This is a genomic window from Fictibacillus sp. WQ 8-8 (genome assembly GCF_024494405.1).
GTDB lineage: Bacteria > Bacillota > Bacilli > Bacillales > Fictibacillaceae > Fictibacillus_C > Fictibacillus_C marinisediminis.
On record NZ_JAMXKG010000004.1, the window covers coordinates 144,844 to 170,585 of the forward strand.

Sequence of the window (25,742 nt, forward strand, 5' to 3'; positions counted from 1 at the left end):
TGTTAACTGTAAACATTCAGCGGGACCAGTTTGGAAAGAAAGTCAGAGAACGTTTGAAGCGCCTCTCTTTTCTTGTCCTCCCTGAGAAGATCTGGTCCCAGCTCCTCAATTTTTGATACGATCGTGCTCCCCATGATAAAACCATCACATTTACCCTCAAATTGCTGCATCTGCTCTCTGCTCGACAAGCCGAAACCGATCAATACCGGAACCGAACTCGCAGATCTCGCTTCATCCAGAAAGCGGTCCAGGCCGTTGGCAAACGAAGTCCTTGCCCCGGTAACACCAAGTGAAGAGATGCAATAGAGAAAACCCTGTGCAGCCTCTCCGATTTCTTTTAGCCTTCCTTGAGAAGTAGTGGGCGCAGCGAGAGAAATGAAGCTTAGATCATGGGCGGAACATGACTTCTGAAGGTCTTTGCTTTCTTCAAAAGGCAAATCCGGCACAAGTAGCCCATCAATTTCGTTCTGTGATGCCAATTCAAAAAATTTCTGTTCTCCCAATTGTAACAAAAGATTGTAATAAGTAAAGATAATGACCGGAATGGTTAAACCGGCTGCGCGCATGTTTGCGACGAGCTTCATGGCTTTTTCCAAACTCATATCTTTTTCCAGCGCCCGTTTGGAAGCCCGCTGGATCACCGGTCCGTCTGCAAGGGGATCAGAATATGGAATACCCAGCTCCAGTGCATCCGCCCCTTCGTTTTGAAGAGCGAGAGCCAGGTCAACCGTAACCTCAGGAGAAGGATCACCTGCTGTGATAAAGGGTACGAACAATGGCGATTTCTTTGACTGAAACTCTTTCATTCTACTCCCCATGAGAGACTTCCTCCTTCTGCTGTTCAAAAAGTGTATGAACGTCTTTATCTCCCCTGCCGGACAGGCAGACGATGATGTTTTCGTGAGCACTCATGCTTCGTGCTTCTTTTAATGCTTGTGCCACAGCGTGTGCGCTCTCCAGCGCACATAGAATGCCTTCTTCACGGCAAAGGAGATTCAGTGCCTCAAGCGCTTCCTCGTCCGTGATGTTTTCATATTTGACACGTTCAGTTGATTTTAAGAAAGCATGTTCCGGTCCTACTCCAGGATAATCCAAACCTGCTGAGATGGAATAAGGCTCCTGGATCTGGCCTTCCTGCGACTGAAGCAGGTACGTCAGTGATCCATGGATAACACCGGCTGTCCCGTTCGCCATCGTCGCGGCATGCAGGCCGGTCAAGAGTCCTTTGCCTCCCGCTTCAACCCCGACAAGAGAAACATCTTCATCGACGAACGCTGAAAAAATACCGATCGCATTGCTGCCGCCCCCTACACAGGCCACCACTTTCTCAGGAAGGCTTCCCTCCTTTATTTGAGCAAATTGTGCTTTTGCCTCGTATCCGATTACACTCTGAAACTCTTTGACGATCTTCGGATACGGATGCGGTCCTACGGCTGATCCAATCATGTAGAAAGTATCTTCAACCGATGCAACCCACTGCCTGATCGCTTCATTCGTCGCGTCCTTTAACGTTTTTGTTCCGCTGCTCACTGGAATCACTTCCGCTCCCAGCAGTTTCATGCGGAATACGTTTAGAGCCTGACGGCGGATGTCTTCCTCGCCCATATATACTTTGCATTCCAAACCATACCTAGAAGCAGCAGTAGCAGCCGCAACGCCATGCTGTCCTGCTCCTGTTTCAGCGATGATCTTTTTCTTTCCCATCCTTTTTGCGAGCAGCGCCTGGCCGATCGCATTGTTGATCTTGTGGGCGCCAGTGTGGTTCAAGTCTTCTCTTTTCAGGTAGATGGATGCTCCGCCGGTCTTTTCACTCAGCTTTCCTGCATAGGTTAAAGGTGTAGGCCTGCCGGAGTAATCTGTCAGTTCATGCTGAAGTTCCTCCATGAACTCAGCGTTTTCAATCGCTTCACTAAAACCCTTCTCAAGGTCTTCCAAAGCAAACATGATGGTCTCGGGTACAAACTTCCCGCCAAACTCTCCATATCTTCCCCGGCTGTCAGGATATACTGTTTTCATATTGCATCATCATCCCTTCTAAATCCTTTATTTTTTTCTGGCTTTTTTTACCGTCTTCCTCAATTCCGCTGCTGATGTCTATGCCGTCCGGACTATAGCTCAGCAGTTTTGAAATGTTTTCTGCATGAATCCCCCCTGCAATAAAACAAGGTACACCTTGCCGTTCAGCCTCCTGTAAATACATCGGAACAGCATCCCAGTCAAAGGCTGTTCCTGTTCCTCCGTAAGCTCCCTCTACCCGGGCATCAATTACATAACCGTCTGCGACCCCGGCAAACTCTTTCAGGTTGTTCCATCCGCCTGGCTCGTGGCGTACGGCTTTCCAAATCGTTATTCCTGTTTTTTTCTTTAGTTCTTTTAGAAATCCGGGAGTTTCATCACCATGGCATTGAACGATATCTAAAGGCACGTTTACTAAAGCGGCCTGTATTTCATCAAGAGAAGGGTTCACAAATACTCCTGTTAATTGCTGTTTGAGCGGCTGATTTCCCCTCACCCATTTGCCCGCATCTTCAGGAGCTACCCTTCGTTTGCTCGGGGCAAAAATAAATCCTGCCAGATCTGCGCGTGACTCTTTTACAAGAAGCAGGTCTTCCTTGCTCCGGCATCCGCAAAATTTAAGAAACGGAGTCTTACCGGCCATACAGCGTCTTGATCCCTTCGGCCGGAGATGAAGCACGCATGAGCGTTTCGCCAACTAAAATCGCGTTGATGCTGTGACTGCGCAAGTAATGGAGGTCGTCAGTTTCTTTTATTCCGCTCTCACTCACGGTTAATATGCTCTCTGGAATATGGCTGGCGATGGCCGCTGTATGTTTTACATCCGTTTTGAACGTACGGAGATCCCTGTTGTTGATCCCGACGAGCTTTGGTGTGAACTGCTTCAGGACGCCTTCCAGTTCCTCTACAGAGTGAACTTCCACCAGGCATTCCAGATCATGCTCATGAGCAAACTCGTACAATCCGTGCAGCTTTTTCGGTGTCATGGCAGCTGCGATCAGCAAAATCGCATCAGCGCCGATATGAGCACTCTCGAGCACTTGGAGCTTGTCGATAATAAAGTCTTTTCTCAAGACCGGAAGAGAGACCATCTGTTTTACAGCGACCAGGTCTGCCGCATGTCCCTGAAAAAAACGCTGATCCGTAAGCACCGAGATTGCAGCCGCCCCTCCCTGTTCATATTCAGCAGCAATCTCTGCAGGAACGTAATGCTCCTTAATCGTCCCCTTTGAAGGCGAAGCTTTCTTAACTTCAGCAATGAGCGCAGGCGCATTTTCTGATGTTCTGATCGCCTCATAGAGAGATGCCTTTTTTCTGTTATGTTTTATAGTGAAGTTGTTTTCAAGCTTTGTGATTTCTTCCTTTTTTTGATCAAGAATTTGTTGCAGCATAAGGCAATCCTCCTGTTTGGTTCTGAATCATTTCTAAATGGCGGCTGGCTTTCCCCGTTGCAATAATGTCCCGTGCCAGTTTAACCCCTTCATGGATGGTTGAGGCTCTTCCTGTCAAATATAAAGAGGCTGCGGTATTATAGATCACGATATTTTGTGCAGAAGCAGAAGCTTTACCGCTCAGAACTGCTTTGATCAGGGCTGCGCTCTCCTGGCTGGAGGCCACCGTCACCTCTTCTAAAGTTCCATATGGGAGTCCTGCATCTTCAGGAGTGAGTGTGAATTCGTTCACGTTCCCATTATCCACTTCGAAAAAGTGTGTCGGTGCGAATATGGAGCATTCATCCAATCCGTCTGCTCCTGTAACCACTAAGGTTCTCTGCTCTTTGAAATCAGCAATCGCATGCGCCATTTTTTTTGCCGTTTCCTTGTTATAGGCACCGATCAGCTGATGTGTTGGATGGGCCGGGTTGCATAACGGACCGAGAATATTAAAAACCGTTCGGAAAGACAGTCCCTTTCTTGTTTTGCTCGCATGCCGGAGTGCCGGATGATAGTTTGGCGCAAAAAGGAAACATAGAGAGAACTTCTCCAGACTCTCTGCGATTTCAGACGCATCGCCGCTTGATCCGATCCCGAGCTTCTGAAGCACGTCTGCGCTTCCGCTTTTCGATGTAACAGCTGAATTGCCGTGCTTGGCAACTTTAATGCCCGTTGATGCGAGCAATAAGGAAGACGCAGTGGATATATTAAAGGTTGACGCCCCGTCTCCGCCTGTTCCGCACGTATCAAGGATTTGCGGATATTCCAGGTGAAGCGGCACGGTATGATCCAATATTGAAGTTGAGAATCCAACGATTTCTTCGATGGTTTCCCCCCGCAGCCGGAGTATGGTCAGCAAACTGGAAAGCTGGACTTCCGTCACTTTTCCTTCCAGTATTTCGTTCATCATTTCGTAGGCTTCTTTTTGTGAGTAGGTTTCTCCAAGAATTCCTTTTTGGAGAAGTTCTTTGACGGCCATTGCAATCCCTCCTTAAGATTATAAATGTAATAAGGCAGCAACGATCCGTTCATGTAGGGGATAAATAAAAAGATAGACATAACATTGTGATTATTCACCTCCATCAAAAATGGAGAATGAATGAGGCGAAAAAGAGGTACAAAAAAACCCATGCACGAAGAGGCATGGGTACTATGTATTCATAACCCTCTGCTCGGCTCCACTCATCATTCTCAACTATTCTCATCTCTCAACTAAACTGCTCTCTGGGCTAAATCATTCTGAAAATCCAAATCGTTAAAACACAAGATAAAGCATTACGCACAGTTTGTCAACCCAAAGGGCTGTGCATTTCTGAACTAGACAAGCGGTTTCTGATAAAGAAAAGCTTCCCTTGGCTGCAGATTAAAGCGGCCGGGGTGAAAGATCTGTTCCGTGCTGCCCACGAACAGATAGCCTCCGGGGCGCAATGACTCTGAAAACTTATGAAACAATGCTTCTTTTGCATCTTCTGTAAAGTAAATCATAACATTACGGCAAACGATGAGATCAAAGCTCTTCTCAAAGGCATCTGCCAATAAGTTATGCTGTTTAAACACAATTGGTTTTTTTAGTGCTTCCGTAACCGCAAACCCTCCAGCTTCTTTCCGAAAACTGCTGTTCCTGACTGACTCAGGCACGTTCTTAATCGATGTTTCAGCATATAAGCCCTCCTTTGCCCTTCGCAGCGCAAGCTCATCGAGGTCCGTTGCCAGAATGGAATAGGTGATGTTCCGTCCTGTTTTCTGCAAAAGCGAAGCAAGGGTGTAAGGCTCCTCTCCCGTTGAACATGCGGCACTCCAGATCTTCAGTTTGTTCGTCCTGCTTAAAAGGTCTGGTATGATCTTATCCTTCAAAACCATCCATCGTTCCGGATTCCGATAAAACTCCGAAACATTGATCGTCATCCGGTCAAGTAATTCATCCAGCAAGCAGCGGTCTTTCATAAGAGCTTTCGAAAAGACAGAGAAACTTTCAATGCTCTTCTTGTCACGAAAAGCAGTGAGGCGCCTCTTCATCTGTGCCTCTTTATACAGTGACAGGTCAATAGATGTTATAGATTGAACGTCTTTAATAAAATTTGAATAATCTTGATCCACGTTTCTTACCCCTTTATGCATAGCGTTACTTTAACTATCGGCAAATAAGAAATATTCCTTAACGCTAAACACGCCAAATAAAAAAACCAGCCGTGGCCGGCTGGTTTATAACGCTTACATTAAATCCAAGAAGAAACCGCTTTTTCGTAATTGACAAGTTCTTCTTCCTTGAAGAAAAGACCAATTTCACGAACAGCACTTTCAGGAGAATCAGAACCGTGAATGATGTTATTGCTTACGCTTACGGCAAAATCTCCGCGAACAGTTCCTGCAGCTGCTTCTGAAGGATTGGTTTTTCCCATCATGTTACGAGCAGTAGCAATCACGTTATCTCCTTGCCATACCATAGCGAAAACTGGACCAGAAGTGATGAAGTTTACCAACTCGCCAAAGAACGGACGCTCTTTATGTTCTCCGTAGTGGTTTTCTGCAAGCTCACGTGAGATTGTCATCAATTTGGCTCCAGCAAGCTGAAATCCTTTTTTCTCGAATCTTGAAACAATCTCTCCGATCAAATTGCGCTGTACACCATCTGGTTTTACCATTAGAAACGTTTTTTCCATAATAGTTCTCCCCTATCTTCTATGTATTGGTTCAGGGCTTGTAAGCTAGCTGTGACCCCTAGAAAATAGTATCAAAAATAGTACGATTTAGCAATGAGCTAAAATTTGCGCTTTCCAATATATTTGGCAATCTTGATCATGCTGTTTCTTGCCTGTCCTGCCGGAAGCTGATCGGCGGCGGCAAATGCATCTGCCAGATAGGATTGGGCAGCCATGGAAGCTTTCTGAATGGATCCGCTTTTTTTGATCTGAGCAATAATGCCGGAAAACTCACCCTCATCCCAGGTTTGATAATAACGCTGGATACTGCCTTTTAATTCTGGTATCTGGTCCATTGCATAAAAAACAGGAAGGGTAATGTTTCCCTGCTTCAAGTCGCCGCCTGCAGGTTTGCCCAATTCTTTTTCAGTTGCTGTAAAATCCAGAATGTCATCCGTGATCTGATAAGCCATGCCAACGGAATAGCCAAAACGGTACAGCTGTCTTTGCAGCTGAACAGAAGCATTGGAAGCAATAGCTCCAAGCTGGCAGCTGATAGCGATCAAGAGGGCTGTCTTTCTTTTGATGCGCCGCAAGTATTGTCTTATGTTCTGATCCAGATCAAACTGCTCTTTGATTTGCTGGATCTCACCAAGACACATCTCTTTCATGGAATAGGACAAGACTTGATGTGCTGCAATCTGGCTGACATTGGTCATCATCTCGATCGCTTTGGCAAACAGAAAGTCCCCTGTATACATCGCCACTTTGTTGTCATACTCAGCTTTAACCGTCTTTGCCCCTCTTCGCAGCTCGGCATCGTCAATCACATCATCATGGACGAGTGATGCCATATGTATGGTTTCCAGTGCGGCAGCAACTTTCTTCACACTGCGGATATCGTATTCGCCGAAATGTGCGGAAAGCAGTACGAAAACAGGCCGGATTCGCTTGCCTCCAGCTTTCAGAAGCTGGCTTCCAGCCTTTTGCAAGATAGGGTGGTCTGCTGATATCGATTGCTCCAGTTCGGATTCAATCTGAAGCAGATCTTTTTTTACATGTGAATAGAGTTCAGTCAGTTTCATAGCTTTCACCTAAATGCCCTGTAAGGAGTAGTTAAAAAAAGTAAATTCGGGAACCGTCTGAATCAGTGAATGCTTATGGGCCAGCTCAAAATAATGCTTCAGCCCTTTCAAATGGCTTTCCCCGAAATCATAATTGATGCCATGAAAATAGTTTGCCCAAAAAGAGTATTCCCCTCCATGGGCAGGCAGGATATGGCTGATCATCTCATGATATTGGTCTGACTTTGTCTTTTGTTTGCTCTCTGACATTTCAAATAAGAGCTTCTCCAGAAGAGCCGGCTCTCTTTCAATGCTGTCGTTTCGCACGGCCATGACGGCATAGGTCATCGGAAGCTCTGTATGCTTATACCACAGTTCCCCCAGATCATACACATGAATTTCTTTCTCCTGCCGCCAGTCGGCTTTAATGGCATCCTCCCCGATCAGCAGGCAGGCTGAATGATTCTGCAGCATCTGATCATAGTCTGGTGCCATCGTTTCATAGACAGGATCAAGTCCGTAAAATTCTTTAAGGATCACTTTCAAAAGAACGACCGAAGTTGCAGAACTTGAAGTAAGTGCGATGCTCTTTCCGTCCAGATCTTCAATGGCTGTTTTTGAGAACAATAGAATAGATCCTACCTTACCGAAAGTCGATACGGATAAATTAGGGAAAAGGCTGTATTGATGGCTGTTTTCACCAAAAGAAAAGGAAGAAATACCGCCAAGGTCAATTTCCCCCCTGGCCATTCTCCGGTTCAGCTCAGCCGGTATCTGCGGAATGAACTCCGCTCCGGTATTTTCAATCTCTTTTTTATTCAAATAGAAAAATAGAGGAAGGATGTTTGTATATTTAATCTCGCCGATATTGAGCGCCATTACTCTCCCCACCTTTTAAATAAATCATGTTGCACGCCGAGGCTGTCCAGCGCTTTGCCGACTAAGAAATCAACAAGGTCGTCAAGGGTCTTCGGCAGCTGATAAAAACCAGGCATCGCAGGCAGGATCTTGCCGCCTGCCTGTGATACTTTAAGCATGTTCTCCAGATGAATACTGTTTAGCGGTGTTTCACGCGGCACGAGTACGAGCTTTCGCCCCTCCTTAAGCATTACATCCGCCGCCCTCTCAAGCAGGTTGCCGGACGCTCCGTGTGCGATTCCTGACAGTGTACCCATCGAACAAGGAATGATGATCATGCCGCTGTTCTGATAGGAGCCAGAAGCGATCGGAGCTTTAAAGTCTCTTAGCGTATGATAGTGAAGTTCGCCGCTGCTCCCCTGTATAAAGTATTCTTGAAGAATGCTGCCGCGGTCTGTTGTATCCCATCCGAGCTCTTCGTGAAAAACCTGCCAGCCGGCTTCAGTGACCATGAGGTGCACTTTATGGCCGCCCTTCAGCAGTTCCTGAACAAGGCGTACACCATATACAGCTCCGCTCGCTCCCGTAATTCCTACGGCAAAATTTTTCATAGCAGCAAATCTCCCAACGAGAAAATAAACATAACGACGCTCAGGATTCCATTCATCGTAAAAAAGGCAACGTTCAGCTTCGACAGATCTTCCGGAGAAACCATCGAGTGTTCATAGATCATGATCGCTCCTGATAAAAACACGCCGGCAAAGTATACCCAGCCGAACGATGAGACCGCGCCGAGAACTAAGAAAGCCGAGAAGCTGACGACATGGAAAAAGCGTGCGATGAAAAGTGCCTTTGGAATCCCAAAATAAGAGGGAATGGAATACAAGCCGTGGTTCCTGTCATAATCCGCATCCTGCGTGGCATAGATCACGTCGAATCCTGCCGTCCAGAACAAGACACCTGCATAGAGCAGAAAGGCTTCAGCAGAAAGGGTTCCCGTTGCTCCAACCCATCCTCCAAGCGGGGCGAGAGCGATCGTTGCACCGAGAATGACGTGGCATAAGTATGTAAAACGCTTCGTATAGGAATAGAATACTAGAAAAAATACAGCCAGAGGCAAAAGCCATACGGAAAGAAGGTTAAGCTGTGAAGCACTTACAAACAGCAGAACAAAAGAACCGGCAATAAACAGCACAGCTTCTTTCTTGCTGATTAACTTTGCAGGAATAGCCCTCGTCGCCGTTCTGGGATTTTTTTGGTCGATCCTGGCATCGATGACACGGTTGAGCGTCATCGCAGCGCTTCTCGCGCCTACCATCGCCAGTGTAATCCAGATCCATTCCGTTATGGACGGAAAAGTTCCTTCTTCCACTACATTTCCGAGAATCGCCCCCAAAAATGCAAATGGAAGCGCAAATAAAGTATGTTCAAACTTTATCATTTCAAGAATGATAGCTAATTTCTTATACACGAGCGATCTCTCTTTCTATGTTTGTTTAATTCCCATGTGCATAGCCGCCGTTCCGAACGTATATGGCTTAACTGTAACTTGGGATAACCCCGCTTCTTCAAATAACGCCTTCAATTCATTCCTATCAAGGAATTCTCCGGCAGATTCCTGAAGCCAGGAATATTCATTATAGCTTTTTGCCAGAAGTCTGCCGAGAAACGGCATGACGACCGAAAAATAAAAACGGAAGACATGCTTTACGATCGGTGTGGTCGTCTGAGAAGTTTCCAAACAGACCACTCTGCCTCCCGGTTTAACCACGCGTTGCATCTCCTTGATTACCTGGAGATAATCCGGAACGTTCCGAAGACCGAACCCGATGGTCACGTAATCGAACGTATTATCGGGAAAAGGCAGTTCCATAGCATTCCCGTGGATCAGCTTTACATTCGGGCACTTCAGCTCCGAAAGCTTTTTCTTGCCGACTTCCAGCATGTTCTTGCTGAAATCCAGTCCGGTTACCGACCCGGATGCTCCGACCGCTTTCGCGAGAGCGATGCTCCACTCCCCTGTGCCGCAGCATACATCGAGCGCACGGCTTCCTTCTTTCACAGCCATGTGCTTCATCGTATCATTGCGCCATCTCGTATGCTGCTTAAAGCTGATCACGTTGTTCATAAAGTCATATTGACCTGATATTTTTTCAAAGACCGAATGGACACGCTGTTCTTTTAATTGTTCCATCGCTTATCCTTCCTCCGGCAATAAATAGTGAGGTGCTTCAAGCAGTGCCCTCATTCTCTTTTCCATGACAGCTTTTAAGGTAGCCGGCTGCTTTTGTGTCTTAAGTTTGTGGCGGGCTAGCAGCAGATCATTTTTAATCTGATGGTGATAATCTGAAAAAAGAGGATCAGGGCATTGAGAAGCAGCAGAAACAAACAAGAACTCAGAGATAAACGGAATGAACTCTTCCTTGCCAAAGTGGCGTGCTACCCTTGTCAGGATACCAGCCTCCATGCTTTTGATTCCGTTTGTGATCTCATCAGGTTTTGATTGTTTGCTGTAAAAAAGCTTCATCTTGCTTTCGTTTACATCCTGAATCCCAAGTGAGAGTACCCGTATTAACGGAAGATCTTCACAGAGGGATAGCATAAAATAGTAGAGGCTGCTGTAATAGTCTCCCGCCAGAACGGTCAATTGCCGCTCTTTTACTTCGTCCTTTTGAATCTTCAGTATGTATTCATGCATATCGAGTGCACTCTGGACGAGCATGACAGCTGCGTAATATTCCTGTAATTCCTCGCCTTCGTATCCGCTTTCTTTCAGAAGCGAATAGGCAATCAGGCATTTATCGTTATTGATCCGGGGAACATCGACATACTGCTTTAGAAAAGAATGTTCCATCGTTCGTAAAACATATTCATTTAACTTATTTATTTCTTGGATGATCTTCATGTCCCTGCCCCCACATCCTGCAAATACAGCTTACTCTATCTATTATTTATTATATCATACCGGCCATTCAATAATTGTTTACACCTTAAAGTATCAGGCGTAAAGAAAACTTGGCACAAGCCAAGCTTTTATACTTCCGTGTCAACTTCACCGTGCCGTGTATAAATGACCGCCTTGCCTCTTACTTTAACCGCAGATGTATGCTCAGTGAACTGAGCGAGCATGACCTCTCCCTTATCAAGCTTCTCTGAATGGTGGAACCTGGTCTCAGTCCCCCTTGTCAAGCCAATCACGTTAACTCCGTTTTCTTTCGCTTTAATCACAAAAAACTCATTCTCGTTCATTTTCTCGTTCGTTTTCATGCCGCACACTCCGTTTCTTTTAAATTAACCGCGAATAAACGTGAGCACTTCTGCTCTTGCAGCCGCATCCTTAACAAATATCCCTCTAACTGCAGAAGTTATGGTTTTTGAGCCGGGCTTTTTCACTCCGCGCATGGTCATGCACATATGCTCAGCCTCGACAACGACGATCACACCATGAGGTTCAAGCGTCTCTACGAGCGCATCAGCAACATCTGATGTAATTCTTTCCTGAAGCTGCGGCCTGCGGGTCACTGCCTCAACAGCTCTTGCAAGTTTGCTCAGACCGGTTACTTTTCCTCCTCTTGGGATATAGCCGATATGCGCTTTTCCAAAGAAAGGAACAAGATGGTGTTCACACATGGAATAGAACGGAATGTCTTTCACGAGTACCAGCTCTTCATGATCCTCTCCGAAGATCGTAGCAAAGTGCTCTTTCGGATCCTGGTTCAGTCCCTGAAACACTTCCTGGTACATTTTAGCCACTCTTTTCGGTGTATCAACAAGTCCTTCACGCGACGGATCTTCTCCAATGGCATCAAGGATCATGGTAACTGCCTGTTCAATTTTTGCTCGATCGAATTCCTTCACTGCGGTAGCCTCCATTTTCATTCCTGCAACGTTTCATGTAGGTTCATTTTCACGTTTGCTGTACGTTTTTCTAAAACCGATTCTAGCATATGTAACAAGCAATGGCAAAAAAGGAGAGCTCATTCCACACTTTTAACACAAAAATAAAAGAACCGCATAATGCGGTTCTTGCTTGCCCTATGTATAAGATTATTTTAGAGCATCCTTAAGGGCTTTTCCTGGTTTGAAAGCAGGCACTTTGCTTGCTGCGATTTCGATCTCTTGACCAGTTTGCGGGTTGCGACCCTTACGAGCTGCACGCTCACGAACTTCGAAGTTACCAAAACCGATAAGTTGTACCTTGTCACCTTCTTTAAGTGTTTCAGCGATCGCCTCGAATACTGCATCAACAGCTTTAGTGGCATCCTTTTTAGAAAGTTGAGTTTGTTCAGATACTGTATTTACAAGATCAGTCTTGTTCATTCCATTCACCTCCTCTCAAAGAACGCTATTATCTATGCATTTGTTTTTCGGCTGTCTTACTATCATAAAGCGCTGGGCCCTGTTTTATACAAGATTTACTAAATACTTTCGTAACAAGCCTTATATTAAACGATAAGTCATAAGAATTCAATATTTTTATGCGGAAAATAGCGAAAAGCCGACTTTTATAGAGTCTTTTTGCCTATTTCCAACAAAAAAAGACTCCATTTAAGGAGCCTCTCATTATAAAATAATAGCGATTAATCCTCCAGAGCCTTCGTTTATAATGCGCTCAAGGGTTTCCTTCAGCTTGTATCTTGCATTCTCCGGCATGAGTGAAATCTTGCCCTGAATGCCTTCCCTCACGATGGAATTCAGCGATCGTCCAAAGATATCAGAGTTCCAGATGGATAGCGGATCCTCTTCAAAATCCTGCATAAGATACCTTACGAGTTCTTCGCTCTGTTTCTCTGTGCCGATGATCGGCGCAAATTCTGATTCCACATCAACTTTAATCATATGAATAGAAGGCGCTACCGCTTTCAGCCTGACGCCGAACCTGGAGCCTTGTCGGATGATTTCCGGTTCATCGAGGCTCATGTCGGTCAAGGCTGGAGCAGCTATTCCGTAACCTGTTTGTTTGACCATTCTCAGTGCATCAGCTACCTGGTCATATTCCTGCTTTGCATAGGCGAATTCTTGCATCAGCTGCAGCAAGTGATCTTTGCCCCTGATCTCTACTCCTACAACTTCTTTTAAGATCTGATCATAGAGGTCATCTGGAGCAAACAGGTCAATCTCTGCAATCCCCTGACCCATCTCAATGCCTGCAAGCCGTGCTTCGTCTATAAATTCGAAGTCGCTGAAGCTGCCTACTACCCGGTCGACATCCCTCAGCCTTTTGATATCCTTCACCGTTTCCCTTACTGCTTCTTCATAGCTTTCCCGCAGCCAATGTTCCTCCCTCAGCACCATGACCCAGCTTGGCAGGTTCACATTGACTTCAAGAACCGGGAACTCATACAGCACTTCTCTGAGAACATTGTTTATATCATGCTCTGTCATGCTCTCTACACTCATGGCCAGAACTGGAATATCATATTTCTCGCACAGTTCTTTGCGCAGCTGTTCTGTATCAGGATGATGCGGCTGCACAGAGTTGACCACCAGGATGAACGGCTTGCCGACTTCCTTCAATTCATCGATAACTCTTTCTTCCGATTCGATATAGTCGTACCTTGGAATCTCTCCGATCGAACCGTCTGTGGTGACAACCACTCCGAGGGTGGAATGCTCCTGGATGACTTTTCTTGTGCCGATCTCAGCAGCTTCATGGAAAGGAATCGGTTCGTCATACCATGGTGTATGAATCATTCTTGGCCCGTTCTCATCCTCATAGCCTTTTGCGCTCGGCACTGCATAGCCTACACTATCCACCAGCCTTACATTAACATCCAGGCCTTCTCCGACATGGATTCTGACCGCATTGTTCGGAACAAACTTAGGTTCCGTTGTCATGATGGTCTTTCCTGCTGCACTTTGAGGAAGCTCATCCTGTGCCCGCTGGCGCTCACCGTCATTTTGGATGTTCGGCAGCACGACCAGCTCCATAAACCGTTTAATAAAGGTAGATTTCCCTGTACGAACAGCACCGACTACTCCGAGATAAATGTCTCCTCCTGTCCGTTCAGCGATATCTTTGAAAATATCGATTTTTTCCATTCATTTCCCTCCCGATCCAAATAAGTTCCGGATGCTATTCTTGGACATTACATAATATGATGTTGTCCCAAAAATATGATAAGGAATGAAAGTTTTTTCATACAAAAATCAGCGATGGACCTCAGTTCGTTTTATAGACCGGGAGAGAAGCACAATCAATTGTGATCTTCCGTGTGCAAACTGTCCAGGTTATCACCATGTCCGTTTTTATATAAAAAACCCTCCTCCTTTTCTATGAATGTATTAAAAAGGAGGAGAGTTCATGCCAATTATTTATCTCGTGTTGTATAAAGTTATTGATCAGATGCCAAAAAAACAGGCTCTCCGTTCTTTACAGTATAGGGAACGGAACGCACCGGCACAAAAAATGAGTCCTGCACAAGGAGCGGACGGATGTCTTCTCCTTTTTTTACATGCTGCCCCTTTTTCAGCAGATGGTAGAGATCGATAGAATAATCCACATGAACTTTTGAATCATTATCTACAATAAATGGAAGGTTCTTGCCGGAATAAGGGCTTACTGCGTATGGTGCTTCTTTGTAGCCCATCTTTTTATAATCAAGGGTATACCTGCCATTAGCCAATATCTTTTGATATGGCGGATATTTATGGGTTCGAATATATTCTTTCAATCTGGTTTCCAGATCCTGAGCTTTGTTTACGATCACCAGGTCAATCAGCCTTACTTTTGGTTTCGTTTCCGCATCGATGAGCACATATTGAAACGTGCCTCCTTTTTCGAACGAATTGCCGGGAGGCTGCTGCATGTATTTTGGAATCAGCCTTCCAAAATCAATCGGATACTTTTCATAAACGTCTGTGGAGGCGTCTTTGTTTTTAATCGGAAGCACAGACGTGTCTTTATGGTAATCATCCACTGCGGACTGAACCATGGCCATCTGATCCTTGTATGGTATACGGTTTTCGCTTTTTTGGCTGTCTGGATACAGGCAGCCCGTCAGGCTGAAGAGCAGGCAGACTAAGAACGTGAGAGAACAGATTTTTTTCATGGTTCTGGCGTACCTATCCTTTCACCGGTCCGCTAAAGACTACGAGAACAATTAAGATGCCTGCTGTAATCATGCAAATATATGCGATAGCCGCCAGTATGTATTTAAAGATTCCTTTCAGTTTCGATCTGCTGATCATAATAGAAAAAACCGCAATAAACATCAATGCGATTGATGAAAGCGCAACCCACATTTTCATTAATCCTGCGTCCATATGTATCCCCCTTTGCATACAGCGTAAATTATAGCATAAAACAAAAGAAAAGCGTAAGCGCTCATGTTTTGGTCCGATAAGCGCTGTAGCTAGACATTCCTTCTTTCTTACAACAAAAAAAGGCAGGCCGATGTCTGATACACCGCCTGCCGAATGACTAAAAACCCCAATTTGCAGATTGATTGGCTATCCGTTAAAGTTGTCCCTACTTGTTCTCGAACATTTTAGATAATGTGCTGAAATCAAGAGGCACATTGTTATTGATTACAGCACTGACAATTTGGTCTTCTTTTTGTTTGGAAACAGGGACACCGGCCAAGGAGGCTACCTGGGAAATCAGTCTTCTTAGAGTGCGCTCATCCCGCAGATTTTCATTGCTGACGGTCTGGGCAAGTTTAAAGATATCTTCTTTCTTAACGTTTGTTTTCTTTTCAACTTTATCAAAAAATTGATTGTTACGATCCATTTTTCGTCCTCCTCCAACAACCTATTCACCATTATCCTATGCGTTAGTCTAATAATCGTGAAAGAAATCGGAGAGATAAACCAAATGGATTATTCCGTAATATTTAAATTAGATAAAAGAGAAGAGACGTCTTCCACTTCATGGGTCCTGCTTCTTCTCATCAGTTCATCCACAGCTTCTTTCGCATTTTTTCCGTCGAACAGCACGTCATGAAGAACATTTGTGATCGGCATCTCTACATTTTCCTTCTGAGCCAGCTGGTAAGCCGCTTTTGTTGTTCTGACACCTTCGACAACCATGCCCATTTTTTCAAGTACCGCATCGAGCGCTTCCCCTTTGCCGAGCATGTTTCCGGCTCTCCAGTTCCTGCTGTGGACACTCGTACATGTAACGATGAGATCTCCGATTCCTGTCAAGCCTGCGAATGTCAGCGGGTTGGCTCCCATTTTCGTTCCAAGCCTGGCGATTTCAGCAAGCCCACGCGTGATAAGAGCGGCTTTGGCATTGTCTCCATAACCAAGCCCGTCAGACATACCGGCTCCAAGCGCGATAATATTCTTCAGTGCTCCGCCGAGTTCAACCCCTACAATATCCGGGTTCGTGTAGACCCTGAAGTTCTGGTTAATAAACAGATCCTGAACAATCTCCGCTTCTTCTACATCGGCTGAGGAAACCGTAACCGTGGTCGGCTGCCGTAATGAAACTTCTTCCGCATGGCTTGGCCCTGAAAGCACAACAATGGATTTGCGCACTTCAGCAGGTACTTCTTCTTCAATGATTTCAGATACACGCTTATACGTTTCCGGTTCTATTCCTTTGCTGGCATGGACGATCGTTACCGGATGATCCAAGTGCGGTACCAGATCGCCAAGCACTTCTCTTATCGCCTTTGTAGGAGCGACAAGCAAGATCATGCCCGCGCCTGAGACCGTTTCCTGAAGATCGGTAAATCCGCGGAGCTCTTCTGGAAGCGAGACACCCGGCAAATATTTTTCATTGGTATGTAAAGAATTGATTTCGTTGATCTGTTCTTGTCTTCTTCCCCATAACCGGACATCGTGTCCATTATCCGCTAAAACGAGGGCCAGCGCTGTACCCCAGCTGCCGGCACCGATTACTGCTACTTTTTCCATTCCTACTCCACTCCTTACTTAATGCCCTATTTTTCTTTCATTTCCTTTTAAAAGTCTGGAGATATTGGTGCGGTGCCTCCATATGGAGAGAACACCGATCAGTGAAGCGCATAGCGCCGCGTCAAAAGGTATTGTTTTTAAAATAAACATTAATGCAGGCGTCAAAATCATAAAAACGATGGAACCTAAAGAAACATAACGGGTAGCTGCAATGAGAAGAATCACAACGATCCCAGATATGAGTGAAGGGATGAACGAAGCTACCATAAAAACACCGATGGTCGTCGCTACCCCTTTACCTCCTTTAAATCCGTAATAGATGGGCCAATTATGCCCGATAATGGCCATCGCTCCCGCAACGATGGCTGCGGTCATATTGTAATGGAGGCCAATTGCAGCCCACACAGGGATCATCCCTTTTAGCCCGTCCAGAAGGAGCACGCCGATGGCAGGTCCTACACCGATAACCCGCAGTGTGTTCGTGGCTCCTGCATTTCCGCTCCCCAATTTGCGTATATCCTCTTTTTTCAGCCCTTTAGTGATGATATAACTGAAACTGATGGAGCCTAATAAATAAGCACCGATAAACAGCAAGACAATCTGCATGCCGTCTACCTAATCATTTTTTTTGCGGGCAACGATTCTGATCGGGGTACCAATAAAGCCAAACGTCTCCCTTACCTTGTTTTCAAGGAACCTGCGGTATGAAAAGTGAAGAAGTTCAGGATCATTGACAAAAAGAGCGATCGTAGGCGGCTTAATGGCTACCTGAGTGGCATAGTTGATTTTCAGGCGCTTGCCGTTGTCCGTAGGTGTAGGATTCATTGCCACAGCATCCATGATCACATCGTTCAGAACGTTCGTCTGAACACGAAGGGAATGGTTTTCGGCCACTTGATTGATCAAAGGATAGAGAGTATGAAGTCTCTGTTTTGTTTTTGCTGATACAAAAAGAATAGGAGCATAGCTTAGGTACAGGAAATGATCCCGGATCTTCTGTTCAAATTCACGAAGTGTTTTATCATCTTTTTCAACGGCATCCCATTTATTCACGATGATAATGACCGCTTTTCCTGCTTCATGGGCAAAGCCTGCCACTTTTTTATCCTGCTCGATGATTCCTTCTTCCGCATTCAGAACAACACAGACAACATCGGCTCTTTCAATGGCTTTTAAAGCACGAAGAACACTATACTTTTCGGTATGCTCATAGACTTTTCCTCTTTTTCGCATCCCTGCAGTATCAATAATCGTATATTTCTGTCCTTCACGGGTAAATTCTGAATCGATCGCGTCTCTTGTTGTGCCGGCAATATCGCTTACGATCACACGCTCCTTGCCTAAGATCGCATTAACGAGTGAGGATTTACCAACATTTGGGCGTCCGATTAAGCAGAAACGGATCGTTTCATCATCTTCCTCTTCCTCGGGCTGTTCCGGAAAATGGCTGAATACCGCATCGAGAAGGTCTCCAAGGCCAATACCGTGCGAACCCGAAACTGGAAAAGGCTCTCCCATTCCAAGGGAATAAAAATCATAGATCAAATCCTTGCGTTCAGGATTATCTATTTTGTTGACTCCAAGAACAATGGGTTTCTTTGAGCGATGAAGAAGTTTTGCCACCTCTTCATCTGCGGCGGTTACCCCTTCTTTCCCATCGGCAAGAAAAACAATAACATCCGCTTCATCGATAGCGACCTCAGCTTGCTGTCTCATCAGATGCAATAACGGTTCATCTCCGATTTCAATTCCGCCCGTATCAATTATATTAAATTCACGGTTCAGCCATTCAGCTGAACTATAGATTCTGTCTCTTGTCACACCTGGCATATCTTCCACGATAGAAACCCGGTCTCCGACAATACGGTTAAATATTGTGGACTTCCCCACATTTGGTCTTCCGACGATGGCCAAAACTGGCTTTTGCATGTCGACACATCCTTTTTACTTAATAGTCCAAAAAAAGAAAACCCTTCCGCGATGAAGGGCCGCAATAATAGCTAATTTATTTTAGCAGATAAAAGTATAACCCACAACCGTCATTCAATGCAGACTCACCTTGATACACGTTTTATCATTTTTCCTCTCCCTGCTTCTGCGGACAAAAAATGTCCGAATTGCTGTACGCCTTCAAAGACAAAGCACAGGGCAACTGACAAGGAAACAACATCAAGGAAATTAAGACTTCCCAGTTCAATGCTCCAGGTTAGTTTTTTAATAACAACGTGATAGACAGCCTCCCCTTCGCAATATCCCGCTGCGAGCACGATGGGACGAAAACGCGGATGTTTGATTAATAATAAAGAAAGAACAAAGAGAGCACCGGCAAGCAGCCATTTTACTTGTACAACCATCCAAACTGGATCATACATCGAGAATAGAAGCATGGCATTATAGGAAAGAGCGATCAGAAAAGAACAAAATACGTAATATAGGACCATCTTAAACGGCAATCTAAAAATCCATAAATAACAGCTTAAAAACAGAAATAGAAATGTAAAATTAATGCTCACAAGACCGGTGTCCAAAACGAAGCCATGCGCGATCAGCAGGGTGAGAAGCGAGGCTGAATAGACCGTCCGCAGGGGCGATGCTTTCATTAAAAACGTGCTGTAGGCCCATCCAATCCATGCAAACCAATAAAAGAAAATTCCATCCATCATGCTCTCCTCCTCTACCCCCATTATGGCTCAATCGAATAAAACCTAATCATGCAGTCATAATAAAAGCAAACAGAAAGGAGGCAGCAGCATGGGAAAAGACCGCCAGGAAAAAAAACTCCGCGAATCACACAGAGTAGAATCCGACCGTGACCAGAGTCTGAAATATTCTGGAGCTACATCGCTGGAAGGCCCGGAAGAAGCCAAAAGAAGAAATAACCAAAAAAGCTGAAACAAAAGAAAAGAACTCCGCAGCGGGAGTTCTTTTTTTATCTTAATCTTTTTTTAATCCTTTAAGCTGGTCACCGATCATATCGGCAAGCGAGAAGCCTTTTTCTTCTTTAGGGAAGTTCTCACGGATGTTCTGCTGCTCTTTCGCTTCCTGTGCAGCACGGATACTGAGGGAAATTCTTTTTTCTTTCCGGTCAATATCCAACACTTTTACAGTAACCTTCTCACCTTCAGAAAGCACTTCTCCAGGACTTCCAATGTGGCGGTTGCTGATCTCTGAGATGTGTACAAGCCCTTCAACACCTTGTGCGATTTCAACAAAAGCACCGAAGGAAACAAGGCGTTTAACCGTACCCTGGATCACTTTGCCTGGTGCAAGACCAGATTCAAGGCTCTCCCAAGGTCCTGGCTGGGTCTCTTTTATGGAGAGAGAAACACGCTCATTATCCCTGTCAACGGAAAGGACCTTAACTTTGACAGCATCTCCTTCTGAGACGACTTCAGACGTATTATCCACCCGTTTATGGGAAAGCTGAGAAATGTGAACGAGGCCGTCAAGACCGCCGATGTCAACAAACGCACCGAAATCGGTTAAACGCTGTACAGTGCCATCAAGCACTTGGCCGGATTCCAAATTGTTCAGGAGCTCTTGTTTCCGCTGTGATTCCAGCTCTTCCTCGACGGCTCGATGGGAAAGAATGACGCGGTTTTTCTCTTCATCGAGCTCCATAATTTTAACCGTCAGAGAACGGTTTTTATAATCACTGAAGTCTTCAATGAACCTTTTTTCGACCATGGATGCGGGGATGAAACCGCGTACGCCAAGATCGACGACGAGTCCTCCTTTTACAACTTCATGAACCGTTACTTCAAATGTTTCATTCTGGTCAAACTTTTGTTTCAGTTCTTCCCAGGACTTGACAGTGTCGACCGCTTTTTTGGAAACGGTGAGCTGTTCTTCAGTAAGAGATGTGACTTTTACCGCCACTTTATCTCCTTCTTTTAGAAAATCTGATGCTTTTTCTACGAAAACATTGGAGATTTCATTCACAGGCAATACAGCATCCTGCTTGTAGCCCACATCTATAATGGCCAGCTTATCTTCAACCTTTAAGACAGTCCCTTCAACTACATCTCCAACTTCGAGCACTTTTGTCTCTTCTAAACTTGTGTTCAACTCATCAGCCATACAACAATGCCTCCTCAATTTCGTATAAGTATATATTTCAACCTTCAATATGAAGGAAGTATACAGTATTCCTTTTACGATACAGAATCCATAAGAAGCTTTTCTATATTTAACATTATAAGGTTTGTTGCATCTTTTGCGGAAGCTTTTTGCTCTCTCATTTCTGTAAAATCGATCGGCTTCCCGAAAATAATGGTGATTTTTTTGCCGCGTTTATACTCGCCTTTAATGGCACACGGCACGACAGCTGCTTCTGATTTCAGAGCGAAAAAACCTGCGCCTGCAAGTCCCTGGCCCAATTGGCCTGTTTTGCTCCTCGTGCCCTCAGGGAATAACCCAAGTACTTTTCCCTCTTTCAGTATGCTCAATCCATTCCTTAATGCCTGTTTGTCGCTCATTCCCCGCTTTACAGGAAACGCATTGATTTTTGGAAGGATTGTCTTTAAGACAGGCATACTGAACAGTTCAGCTTTGGCCATAAAATGAACATCTCGTGGTGCGGCCACTCCGACTAGCGGAGGATCAAAATTATTAATATGGTTGCTGCAAAGAAGAATTCCGCCATCGGCAGGTACATTTTCGAGCCCTTGAATATCAATTTTGTACATGCTTTTCAAAAAAGCACCGCACACCGCTTTACCGAATTTGTAAAGGTTCACTTTTATCCAGCCCTTTCACTCACCAAATGAAGGATTTCATTAACAACATCTTGAATGGACATTGATGTGGTGTCAAGCTCAATCGCGTCATCCGCTTTTTTTAACGGAGCAAACTCGCGCTCTGAATCGCGTTTATCGCGGAGGCTGATCTCTTCTTTCAGTTTCTCAAGATCGGTTTCATACCCTTTGCTTTTATTTTCATCATATCTTCGTTTCGCACGCTCTTCTACAGATGCGATCAAAAACACCTTCAATTCAGCATCAGGCATAACATGGGTGCCGATGTCACGGCCGTCCATTACTACTCCGCCTTCGCTTGCAAGTTCCTGCTGCCGCCTGACCATCTCTTCTCTGACCTCTTGCGGAGTAGCGACAAAGGAAACGTTGTTCGTCACATCCGAGCTTCTAATTTCTTTGGAGACATCACTTCCATCAAGGATGACAGCCTGGCCGTCTCCTGTAATCTCTAATTCTATGTTCGTTTCTTTTAGAAGAGATTGCAGCATGCTGCCGTCATGCAGATCAGACTTGGAAGACAGGGCTTTGTAGGTTAATGCCCGGTACATTGCACCCGTGTCTATGTATATATAGGAAAGCTTGTCCGCGACCAATTTTGCAACTGTACTTTTGCCCGCTCCTGCTGGGCCGTCAATGGCGATCTTTAATTTCTTGTTCATGTTTCCTCCTGCATACACAAAAATCTTTTTTTTGAAACCATACGAATAAAAGCAGGTATACACCCTGCTTTTTATAGTTAAGAAATTATATTATTCAACTCCACTTACAAGGGTATTGTCTGGCTCCAGCGCTTCTGCTTTTCTTAACTATTCATAGGCAACTTTTCGCCATTAACTATAACATAAACGCATCAAGCGGTCTATGGTTTCCATAGTGCCTGGGTTCTTTCCTTTAATGACGCCTTCATAATAAATACTTTTGTTTACGTTCCGTTTCCAAGTGTCATGAGTCAGTATCCATTGTGAAAGGATCAGGAATACAAAATGGATAATGGCCAGCCTTATGAGCAGACCTTCAATTTTTTTCAAGCCGATCAGCCTCCGATACATGAAAATAATATATCCAAGCCTGAAAGGTTCTATTCGTTTAAAAGCTTCTTTTTCTCAGCGAGCTGCTGTTCAAAACAATAGCGGACAAGGTTTTGCTGTGCGGCTTCCCCCAGATTTTCAAAATGGACAGATGCTTTTTCTCTCTCTCCGTCATGCAGGATCCGCAGCACTCTGCATTCTGCTTTCAGATAATGGATAGCGCCTGTCCGCATAGGAAGAACCACACCGCATAAAACCTGCATCCCTTCCTGTAAAGGATGTCCCTCCTGCAAAACAATTCTTAGCCCTCCCGCACTGATATCCGAAGTGACAGAAGTGAAGGGATCAAAAGAAGAGAGTTCCTCTAATGGATGAACCGCAATATCCAGCATGGTCTCGATTCTAATAAATTGCCTCCGCTGCAGCTTTACCAGCGAATTTTCAACCGGATAATGGATGGCCAAGAGCGGAATCCTGTCGATCTTGCGTCCGCATAGTTTTGTATGAAACATATATACATTTTGATCATTATGATAAAATGTTGCTTTGAATGCTGTTCCATTCATGAAAAATTCCATTTTCCCTGTTTTTTCATTGAACGGATAATCAATATAGATCTGTTCATCCGACAGTTCCATCACTTTACATTTGTAGCGCATACCGTGATCCGATACTGCCGGCTCTAAAAATAGAGTGTCTCCTATAGCAAACAACCAAATCCCCCATTATAAGACTATTTTACCATTAATTATGCCATATTTCCCAGAAAGTACAAGACCATTTAAAAAAGGAAAGCGCTGGCGCTTTCCTTTTACTATCTTACATGGAGCTGTAATCCGGTTCTCCTTCTTTCAATTTCTTAACCTGTTCTTCGTCTCCGTTTAGTGCACTGATGTAGATTACATACGTTTCGTCGCCGAGAAGACCTAAGAACTCATAACAGTAAACTTCCTGCTGCACATCATTCTTGATGATCGCCATGTGTTTTTCCATGACCTTGAATTTCGGGTTAAGCTTCGTTCTTGCCTGTTTTTCATTGATTTTTGCAGGAGGAATGGTCCGGTCGTGATGGGAAGTCAAGAAATCGGTTCCCTGGTACCCCATTATATCTCCATTGTCCAGAGCAACTTTGATGGAAATGCTGTCCGGATAAATCCTTACGCCATCCTGAACACTTACGAAAGTGAAGACAGCGATGTTATCGTACTGGTTGGCTGAAACGACCTCCATCTTACTTTTCATATGAAGAGTAAGGAACGAAATGGCTTCCTTCTGTGCATCGTTCAAGCTGATCTTCTGGGCCCCTACTTTCCTGTCTTGCAGCACCCATAAAGGATAACCGCCTTTTTTCGTCACATCCATGTAGGTTGTGGCTTTTGTGTCAGGATTGTACATCGTGATGGAATATGCTTTATATTGCGAGCCCTTTCCCGTTTCCTTTACGTTGATCCTTACATTTTTCTTAAGCTGAAAGAACTTGATCGCGAGCTTTTTCGCCTCCTGTTTCGTAATGTTCTTTCCTTCAAGCTTTGATACATTTCGCTTTTTCGCATTATGCATATTTGAAACTTCAGGACCAAAATCCGTCTGAGAATAACCTTCTGAAGATTTGTCCACGGTCTTAAAACCATCGATAATCGTATTGTCCTCCGGCTGTTTGTTGTTAGCGAGCGCCATTTCAACATCCATCCAGCGAAGGTTGTTTTTTGAAGCCAGTGCTTCGGTCTTGCGAAGTTCATTCTGTATTTCTGAAGAGTTGGCATACAATTCTTTGAGTGTAGCATGTTCTTTATCCGAGAGCGGCTTCTTTTCAAGATCTCTCAGTGAGACACGATAACTGAAATCCCCCATCTTGGTTAAAAAATCTTCCGTCTTATTAAATGGAAGCAAAGAAAGCGGCAATTGCCCAACATTGTTATGTGCTTCTGACGTAAGCCTCCACACTTGTGTCAGTGTCGGTGAAAGCTGGCGCTTGGAGTTCATGGCCAATGTTTCCCCAATTTTGTCATGCAGAGCATCTACATTAAAGTTTAAGTCATGGAATGCACGCTGATAGTTATTTTCCGCCTGAATGAGGATAGCGTTCTTTTGCTGGTGTTCACTGTATCCCCAATACCCTGTACCCGCTATGGCTAATACTAAAAGAGCAATTAATACTGTTCGTATCAATGAAATCACCTCCGTTATTTGGTATAGATGTGCTTACCAATTTTTTTGATTTGAGGCCTTGTCCAGATCCATCCGGATGTCGCTGTATCAGGATTGAAATAATAAAGCGCTTCTCCTGTCGGATCCCATCCGTTCAGAGCATCCATCACAGCTTTTTTCGCTTGCTGATTCGGCGTCAGGTAAATCTGTCCGTCTGCAACGGCTGTGAACGCACCTGGTTCAAAAATGACACCGGATACGGTATTAGGAAACTCCGGACTTTCCACCCGGTTGATGATGACAGCTGCTACAGCAACCTGGCCGATATAAGGTTCTCCGCGGGACTCACCGTAAACGGCGTTTGCCATCAAATTAATATCATTCTGAGAATACCCATCCGGGATGTTTTTGCCTGGTCTCGGCTTGCTTACCTTAGCAGCCGGCTTGTTACCTGGCTTTGCGGGTCCAGCTTTTTTTCCTGGTCTTGCAGGCTGGGCTGCATTCTTCCCGCCTCCCTGCTTGACTTGTTTTTCTTTTGGAACACCGCCATAAGTGGTAAATTTATTGCCTTTGCGGATCTGCTTATGAACCCATCCATAATTAAATTTTGTCTGGTCCGCCAGCTTCTTCTTTGTTGTAAACCCAGCGAGCCCATCAATCTTTAACCCGTTCTCATACTGGAAATTGCGCAGAGCCCAATAGGTTCTCCAGCTGAAGACACCATCTATGGGGCCATTGTAATATCCGATATATTGCAGCCTTGACTGCAGCTCCACTACGTCTTCACCCGTGGCACCTTTTTGGATGACTTGGGGCGTAAAGGCATGAGTGGTCTCCGGAGTGTATCCGGCTATAATACATGACATAGCAACTAAAAAAAACAGCGTCCTTTTTATGTAACGCATTGGTTTTTTCATGAGAAAATGCCTCCTGT

General features: G+C 44.9%; 32 protein-coding genes. 1 reads left to right on the top strand and 31 read right to left on the bottom strand.

What is annotated here, in order from left to right; translation table 11 throughout:
* Window positions 1-2 precede the first annotated feature (2 nt).
* From trpA to M1K46_RS10300, 24 genes are all read right to left on the bottom strand, one after another.
* A complete protein-coding gene (trpA, locus tag M1K46_RS10185) occupies window positions 3-818 on the bottom strand; it encodes a tryptophan synthase subunit alpha (protein WP_091004903.1) in 816 nt (271 codons plus the stop codon).
* The gene (gene trpB / locus M1K46_RS10190) at window positions 808-2,016 is read right to left on the bottom strand and encodes a tryptophan synthase subunit beta (RefSeq protein WP_256225943.1); all 1,209 of its coding nucleotides are present in this window, start codon (window positions 2,014-2,016) and stop codon (window positions 808-810) included. Before trpB ends, trpA begins: the two co-directional genes overlap by 11 nt.
* Window positions 1,997-2,659: a phosphoribosylanthranilate isomerase gene (locus tag M1K46_RS10195; RefSeq protein WP_256225944.1), complete on the bottom strand. Its 663-nt coding sequence runs from the start codon at window positions 2,657-2,659 to the stop codon at window positions 1,997-1,999. Before M1K46_RS10195 ends, trpB begins: the two co-directional genes overlap by 20 nt.
* Window positions 2,649-3,407 (bottom strand): indole-3-glycerol phosphate synthase TrpC, encoded by a 759-nt coding sequence (gene trpC / locus M1K46_RS10200; protein WP_256225945.1) that lies wholly within the window; start codon window positions 3,405-3,407, stop codon window positions 2,649-2,651. Before trpC ends, M1K46_RS10195 begins: the two co-directional genes overlap by 11 nt.
* Window positions 3,388-4,428 carry an anthranilate phosphoribosyltransferase gene (gene trpD / locus M1K46_RS10205; RefSeq protein WP_256225946.1) on the bottom strand — a complete coding sequence of 347 codons (1,041 nt, stop codon included), beginning with the start codon at window positions 4,426-4,428 and terminating at the stop codon, window positions 3,388-3,390. Before trpD ends, trpC begins: the two co-directional genes overlap by 20 nt.
* Window positions 4,429-4,766: 338 nt before the next feature.
* Entirely contained in the window at window positions 4,767-5,567 is an 801-nt protein-coding gene (locus tag M1K46_RS10210; protein ID WP_256225947.1) for a CheR family methyltransferase, read from the bottom strand.
* 98 nt (window positions 5,568-5,665) lie between these two features.
* Window positions 5,666-6,109, bottom strand: coding sequence for a nucleoside-diphosphate kinase (gene ndk / locus M1K46_RS10215; protein ID WP_053358056.1), 444 nt, complete (start codon window positions 6,107-6,109; stop codon window positions 5,666-5,668).
* Window positions 6,110-6,207: 98 nt separating this feature from the next.
* Complete coding sequence (hepT, locus tag M1K46_RS10220; protein ID WP_256225948.1) at window positions 6,208-7,173, bottom strand: heptaprenyl diphosphate synthase component II; 966 nt, start codon at window positions 7,171-7,173, stop codon at window positions 6,208-6,210.
* A gap of 9 nt (window positions 7,174-7,182) precedes the next feature.
* On the bottom strand, window positions 7,183-8,031 hold the full coding sequence (locus tag M1K46_RS10225) for a menaquinone biosynthetic enzyme MqnA/MqnD family protein (RefSeq protein WP_256225949.1): 849 nt from the start codon (window positions 8,029-8,031) through the stop codon (window positions 7,183-7,185).
* A complete protein-coding gene (locus M1K46_RS10230) occupies window positions 8,031-8,621 on the bottom strand; it encodes a UbiX family flavin prenyltransferase (protein ID WP_062235368.1) in 591 nt (196 codons plus the stop codon). Before M1K46_RS10230 ends, M1K46_RS10225 begins: the two co-directional genes overlap by 1 nt.
* Window positions 8,618-9,481, bottom strand: a complete 864-nt coding sequence (locus M1K46_RS10235) for a UbiA-like polyprenyltransferase (RefSeq protein WP_082316216.1) — start codon at window positions 9,479-9,481, stop codon at window positions 8,618-8,620. Before M1K46_RS10235 ends, M1K46_RS10230 begins: the two co-directional genes overlap by 4 nt.
* A gap of 15 nt (window positions 9,482-9,496) precedes the next feature.
* Window positions 9,497-10,204 carry a demethylmenaquinone methyltransferase gene (locus M1K46_RS10240; RefSeq protein ID WP_256225950.1) on the bottom strand — a complete coding sequence of 236 codons (708 nt, stop codon included), beginning with the start codon at window positions 10,202-10,204 and terminating at the stop codon, window positions 9,497-9,499.
* A gap of 3 nt (window positions 10,205-10,207) precedes the next feature.
* Entirely contained in the window at window positions 10,208-10,915 is a 708-nt protein-coding gene (locus M1K46_RS10245; RefSeq protein ID WP_256225951.1) for a heptaprenyl diphosphate synthase component 1, read from the bottom strand.
* A 128-nt stretch (window positions 10,916-11,043) separates the two neighbouring features.
* Window positions 11,044-11,277 carry a trp RNA-binding attenuation protein MtrB gene (gene mtrB / locus M1K46_RS10250; RefSeq protein ID WP_053358050.1) on the bottom strand — a complete coding sequence of 78 codons (234 nt, stop codon included), beginning with the start codon at window positions 11,275-11,277 and terminating at the stop codon, window positions 11,044-11,046.
* 24 nt (window positions 11,278-11,301) lie between these two features.
* Window positions 11,302-11,868 (bottom strand): GTP cyclohydrolase I FolE, encoded by a 567-nt coding sequence (gene folE / locus M1K46_RS10255; protein WP_256225953.1) that lies wholly within the window; start codon window positions 11,866-11,868, stop codon window positions 11,302-11,304.
* Window positions 11,869-12,057: 189 nt separating this feature from the next.
* Window positions 12,058-12,330, bottom strand: a complete 273-nt coding sequence (locus M1K46_RS10260; RefSeq protein WP_053358048.1) for an HU family DNA-binding protein — start codon at window positions 12,328-12,330, stop codon at window positions 12,058-12,060.
* 243 nt (window positions 12,331-12,573) lie between these two features.
* A complete protein-coding gene (gene spoIVA, locus M1K46_RS10265) occupies window positions 12,574-14,052 on the bottom strand; it encodes a stage IV sporulation protein A (RefSeq protein ID WP_053358047.1) in 1,479 nt (492 codons plus the stop codon).
* Window positions 14,053-14,345: 293 nt separating this feature from the next.
* On the bottom strand, window positions 14,346-15,062 hold the full coding sequence (locus M1K46_RS10270; RefSeq protein WP_053358046.1) for a hypothetical protein: 717 nt from the start codon (window positions 15,060-15,062) through the stop codon (window positions 14,346-14,348).
* A 13-nt stretch (window positions 15,063-15,075) separates the two neighbouring features.
* The gene (locus tag M1K46_RS10275; RefSeq protein WP_053358045.1) at window positions 15,076-15,276 is read right to left on the bottom strand and encodes a DUF2768 domain-containing protein; all 201 of its coding nucleotides are present in this window, start codon (window positions 15,274-15,276) and stop codon (window positions 15,076-15,078) included.
* 205 nt (window positions 15,277-15,481) lie between these two features.
* The gene (locus M1K46_RS10280) at window positions 15,482-15,742 is read right to left on the bottom strand and encodes a stage VI sporulation protein F (RefSeq protein ID WP_053358044.1); all 261 of its coding nucleotides are present in this window, start codon (window positions 15,740-15,742) and stop codon (window positions 15,482-15,484) included.
* An 89-nt stretch (window positions 15,743-15,831) separates the two neighbouring features.
* Window positions 15,832-16,875, bottom strand: coding sequence for an NAD(P)H-dependent glycerol-3-phosphate dehydrogenase (locus tag M1K46_RS10285; protein WP_256225954.1), 1,044 nt, complete (start codon window positions 16,873-16,875; stop codon window positions 15,832-15,834).
* An 18-nt stretch (window positions 16,876-16,893) separates the two neighbouring features.
* The gene (gene plsY, locus M1K46_RS10290) at window positions 16,894-17,481 is read right to left on the bottom strand and encodes a glycerol-3-phosphate 1-O-acyltransferase PlsY (protein ID WP_053358042.1); all 588 of its coding nucleotides are present in this window, start codon (window positions 17,479-17,481) and stop codon (window positions 16,894-16,896) included.
* Window positions 17,482-17,490: 9 nt separating this feature from the next.
* Complete coding sequence (der, locus tag M1K46_RS10295; protein ID WP_053358041.1) at window positions 17,491-18,804, bottom strand: ribosome biogenesis GTPase Der; 1,314 nt, start codon at window positions 18,802-18,804, stop codon at window positions 17,491-17,493.
* A 125-nt stretch (window positions 18,805-18,929) separates the two neighbouring features.
* Window positions 18,930-19,538 carry a YphA family membrane protein gene (locus M1K46_RS10300; RefSeq protein WP_256225955.1) on the bottom strand — a complete coding sequence of 203 codons (609 nt, stop codon included), beginning with the start codon at window positions 19,536-19,538 and terminating at the stop codon, window positions 18,930-18,932.
* A gap of 88 nt (window positions 19,539-19,626) precedes the next feature.
* Between M1K46_RS10300 and M1K46_RS10305 the strand changes: the two genes are divergently transcribed.
* Window positions 19,627-19,767: a YpzI family protein gene (locus M1K46_RS10305; protein ID WP_082316214.1), complete on the top strand. Its 141-nt coding sequence runs from the start codon at window positions 19,627-19,629 to the stop codon at window positions 19,765-19,767.
* Window positions 19,768-19,809: 42 nt separating this feature from the next.
* Here M1K46_RS10305 and rpsA read toward each other — a convergent pair whose 3' ends face one another.
* The 7 genes from rpsA to sleB form a co-directional block, all read right to left on the bottom strand.
* A complete protein-coding gene (gene rpsA / locus M1K46_RS10310) occupies window positions 19,810-20,955 on the bottom strand; it encodes a 30S ribosomal protein S1 (RefSeq protein ID WP_053358039.1) in 1,146 nt (381 codons plus the stop codon).
* A 74-nt stretch (window positions 20,956-21,029) separates the two neighbouring features.
* Window positions 21,030-21,614, bottom strand: a complete 585-nt coding sequence (locus tag M1K46_RS10315) for a lysophospholipid acyltransferase family protein (protein ID WP_062235338.1) — start codon at window positions 21,612-21,614, stop codon at window positions 21,030-21,032.
* A 2-nt stretch (window positions 21,615-21,616) separates the two neighbouring features.
* On the bottom strand, window positions 21,617-22,291 hold the full coding sequence (gene cmk, locus M1K46_RS10320; protein ID WP_256225956.1) for a (d)CMP kinase: 675 nt from the start codon (window positions 22,289-22,291) through the stop codon (window positions 21,617-21,619).
* Between the two features lie 171 nt (window positions 22,292-22,462).
* Window positions 22,463-22,660, bottom strand: a complete 198-nt coding sequence (locus M1K46_RS10325; RefSeq protein ID WP_256225957.1) for a DUF5359 family protein — start codon at window positions 22,658-22,660, stop codon at window positions 22,463-22,465.
* A 50-nt stretch (window positions 22,661-22,710) separates the two neighbouring features.
* Window positions 22,711-23,373: a flagellar brake protein gene (locus M1K46_RS10330; RefSeq protein ID WP_256225958.1), complete on the bottom strand. Its 663-nt coding sequence runs from the start codon at window positions 23,371-23,373 to the stop codon at window positions 22,711-22,713.
* A gap of 106 nt (window positions 23,374-23,479) precedes the next feature.
* Window positions 23,480-24,829 carry a germination protein YpeB gene (gene ypeB, locus M1K46_RS10335; protein WP_256225959.1) on the bottom strand — a complete coding sequence of 450 codons (1,350 nt, stop codon included), beginning with the start codon at window positions 24,827-24,829 and terminating at the stop codon, window positions 23,480-23,482.
* A gap of 14 nt (window positions 24,830-24,843) precedes the next feature.
* Entirely contained in the window at window positions 24,844-25,674 is an 831-nt protein-coding gene (sleB, locus tag M1K46_RS10340; protein WP_256226143.1) for a spore cortex-lytic enzyme, read from the bottom strand.
* Window positions 25,675-25,742: the final 68 nt, after the last annotated feature.

Bases quoted from the DNA above. Each gene is read 5' to 3' on its own strand.
- trpA (WP_091004903.1), bottom strand. From the start codon at position 818: ATGGGGAGTAGAATGAAAGAGTTTCAGTCAAAGAAATCGCCATTGTTC.
- trpB (WP_256225943.1), bottom strand. From the start codon at position 2,016: ATGAAAACAGTATATCCTGACAGCCGGGGAAGATATGGAGAGTTTGGC.
- M1K46_RS10195 (WP_256225944.1), bottom strand. From the start codon at position 2,659: ATGGCCGGTAAGACTCCGTTTCTTAAATTTTGCGGATGCCGGAGCAAG.
- trpC (WP_256225945.1), bottom strand. From the start codon at position 3,407: ATGCTGCAACAAATTCTTGATCAAAAAAAGGAAGAAATCACAAAGCTT.
- trpD (WP_256225946.1), bottom strand. From the start codon at position 4,428: ATGGCCGTCAAAGAACTTCTCCAAAAAGGAATTCTTGGAGAAACCTAC.
- M1K46_RS10210 (WP_256225947.1), bottom strand. From the start codon at position 5,567: ATGCATAAAGGGGTAAGAAACGTGGATCAAGATTATTCAAATTTTATT.
- ndk (WP_053358056.1), bottom strand. From the start codon at position 6,109: ATGGAAAAAACGTTTCTAATGGTAAAACCAGATGGTGTACAGCGCAAT.
- hepT (WP_256225948.1), bottom strand. From the start codon at position 7,173: ATGAAACTGACTGAACTCTATTCACATGTAAAAAAAGATCTGCTTCAG.
- M1K46_RS10225 (WP_256225949.1), bottom strand. From the start codon at position 8,031: ATGGCGCTCAATATCGGCGAGATTAAATATACAAACATCCTTCCTCTA.
- M1K46_RS10230 (WP_062235368.1), bottom strand. From the start codon at position 8,621: ATGAAAAATTTTGCCGTAGGAATTACGGGAGCGAGCGGAGCTGTATAT.
- M1K46_RS10240 (WP_256225950.1), bottom strand. From the start codon at position 10,204: ATGGAACAATTAAAAGAACAGCGTGTCCATTCGGTCTTTGAAAAAATA.
- M1K46_RS10245 (WP_256225951.1), bottom strand. From the start codon at position 10,915: ATGAAGATCATCCAAGAAATAAATAAGTTAAATGAATATGTTTTACGA.
- mtrB (WP_053358050.1), bottom strand. From the start codon at position 11,277: ATGAAAACGAACGAGAAAATGAACGAGAATGAGTTTTTTGTGATTAAA.
- M1K46_RS10260 (WP_053358048.1), bottom strand. From the start codon at position 12,330: ATGAACAAGACTGATCTTGTAAATACAGTATCTGAACAAACTCAACTT.
- spoIVA (WP_053358047.1), bottom strand. From the start codon at position 14,052: ATGGAAAAAATCGATATTTTCAAAGATATCGCTGAACGGACAGGAGGA.
- M1K46_RS10270 (WP_053358046.1), bottom strand. From the start codon at position 15,062: ATGAAAAAAATCTGTTCTCTCACGTTCTTAGTCTGCCTGCTCTTCAGC.
- M1K46_RS10275 (WP_053358045.1), bottom strand. From the start codon at position 15,276: ATGGACGCAGGATTAATGAAAATGTGGGTTGCGCTTTCATCAATCGCA.
- M1K46_RS10280 (WP_053358044.1), bottom strand. From the start codon at position 15,742: ATGGATCGTAACAATCAATTTTTTGATAAAGTTGAAAAGAAAACAAAC.
- M1K46_RS10285 (WP_256225954.1), bottom strand. From the start codon at position 16,875: ATGGAAAAAGTAGCAGTAATCGGTGCCGGCAGCTGGGGTACAGCGCTG.
- plsY (WP_053358042.1), bottom strand. From the start codon at position 17,481: ATGCAGATTGTCTTGCTGTTTATCGGTGCTTATTTATTAGGCTCCATC.
- der (WP_053358041.1), bottom strand. From the start codon at position 18,804: ATGCAAAAGCCAGTTTTGGCCATCGTCGGAAGACCAAATGTGGGGAAG.
- M1K46_RS10300 (WP_256225955.1), bottom strand. From the start codon at position 19,538: ATGATGGATGGAATTTTCTTTTATTGGTTTGCATGGATTGGATGGGCC.
- M1K46_RS10305 (WP_082316214.1), top strand. From the start codon at position 19,627: ATGGGAAAAGACCGCCAGGAAAAAAAACTCCGCGAATCACACAGAGTA.
- rpsA (WP_053358039.1), bottom strand. From the start codon at position 20,955: ATGGCTGATGAGTTGAACACAAGTTTAGAAGAGACAAAAGTGCTCGAA.
- cmk (WP_256225956.1), bottom strand. From the start codon at position 22,291: ATGAACAAGAAATTAAAGATCGCCATTGACGGCCCAGCAGGAGCGGGC.
- sleB (WP_256226143.1), bottom strand. From the start codon at position 25,674: ATGTCATGTATTATAGCCGGATACACTCCGGAGACCACTCATGCCTTT.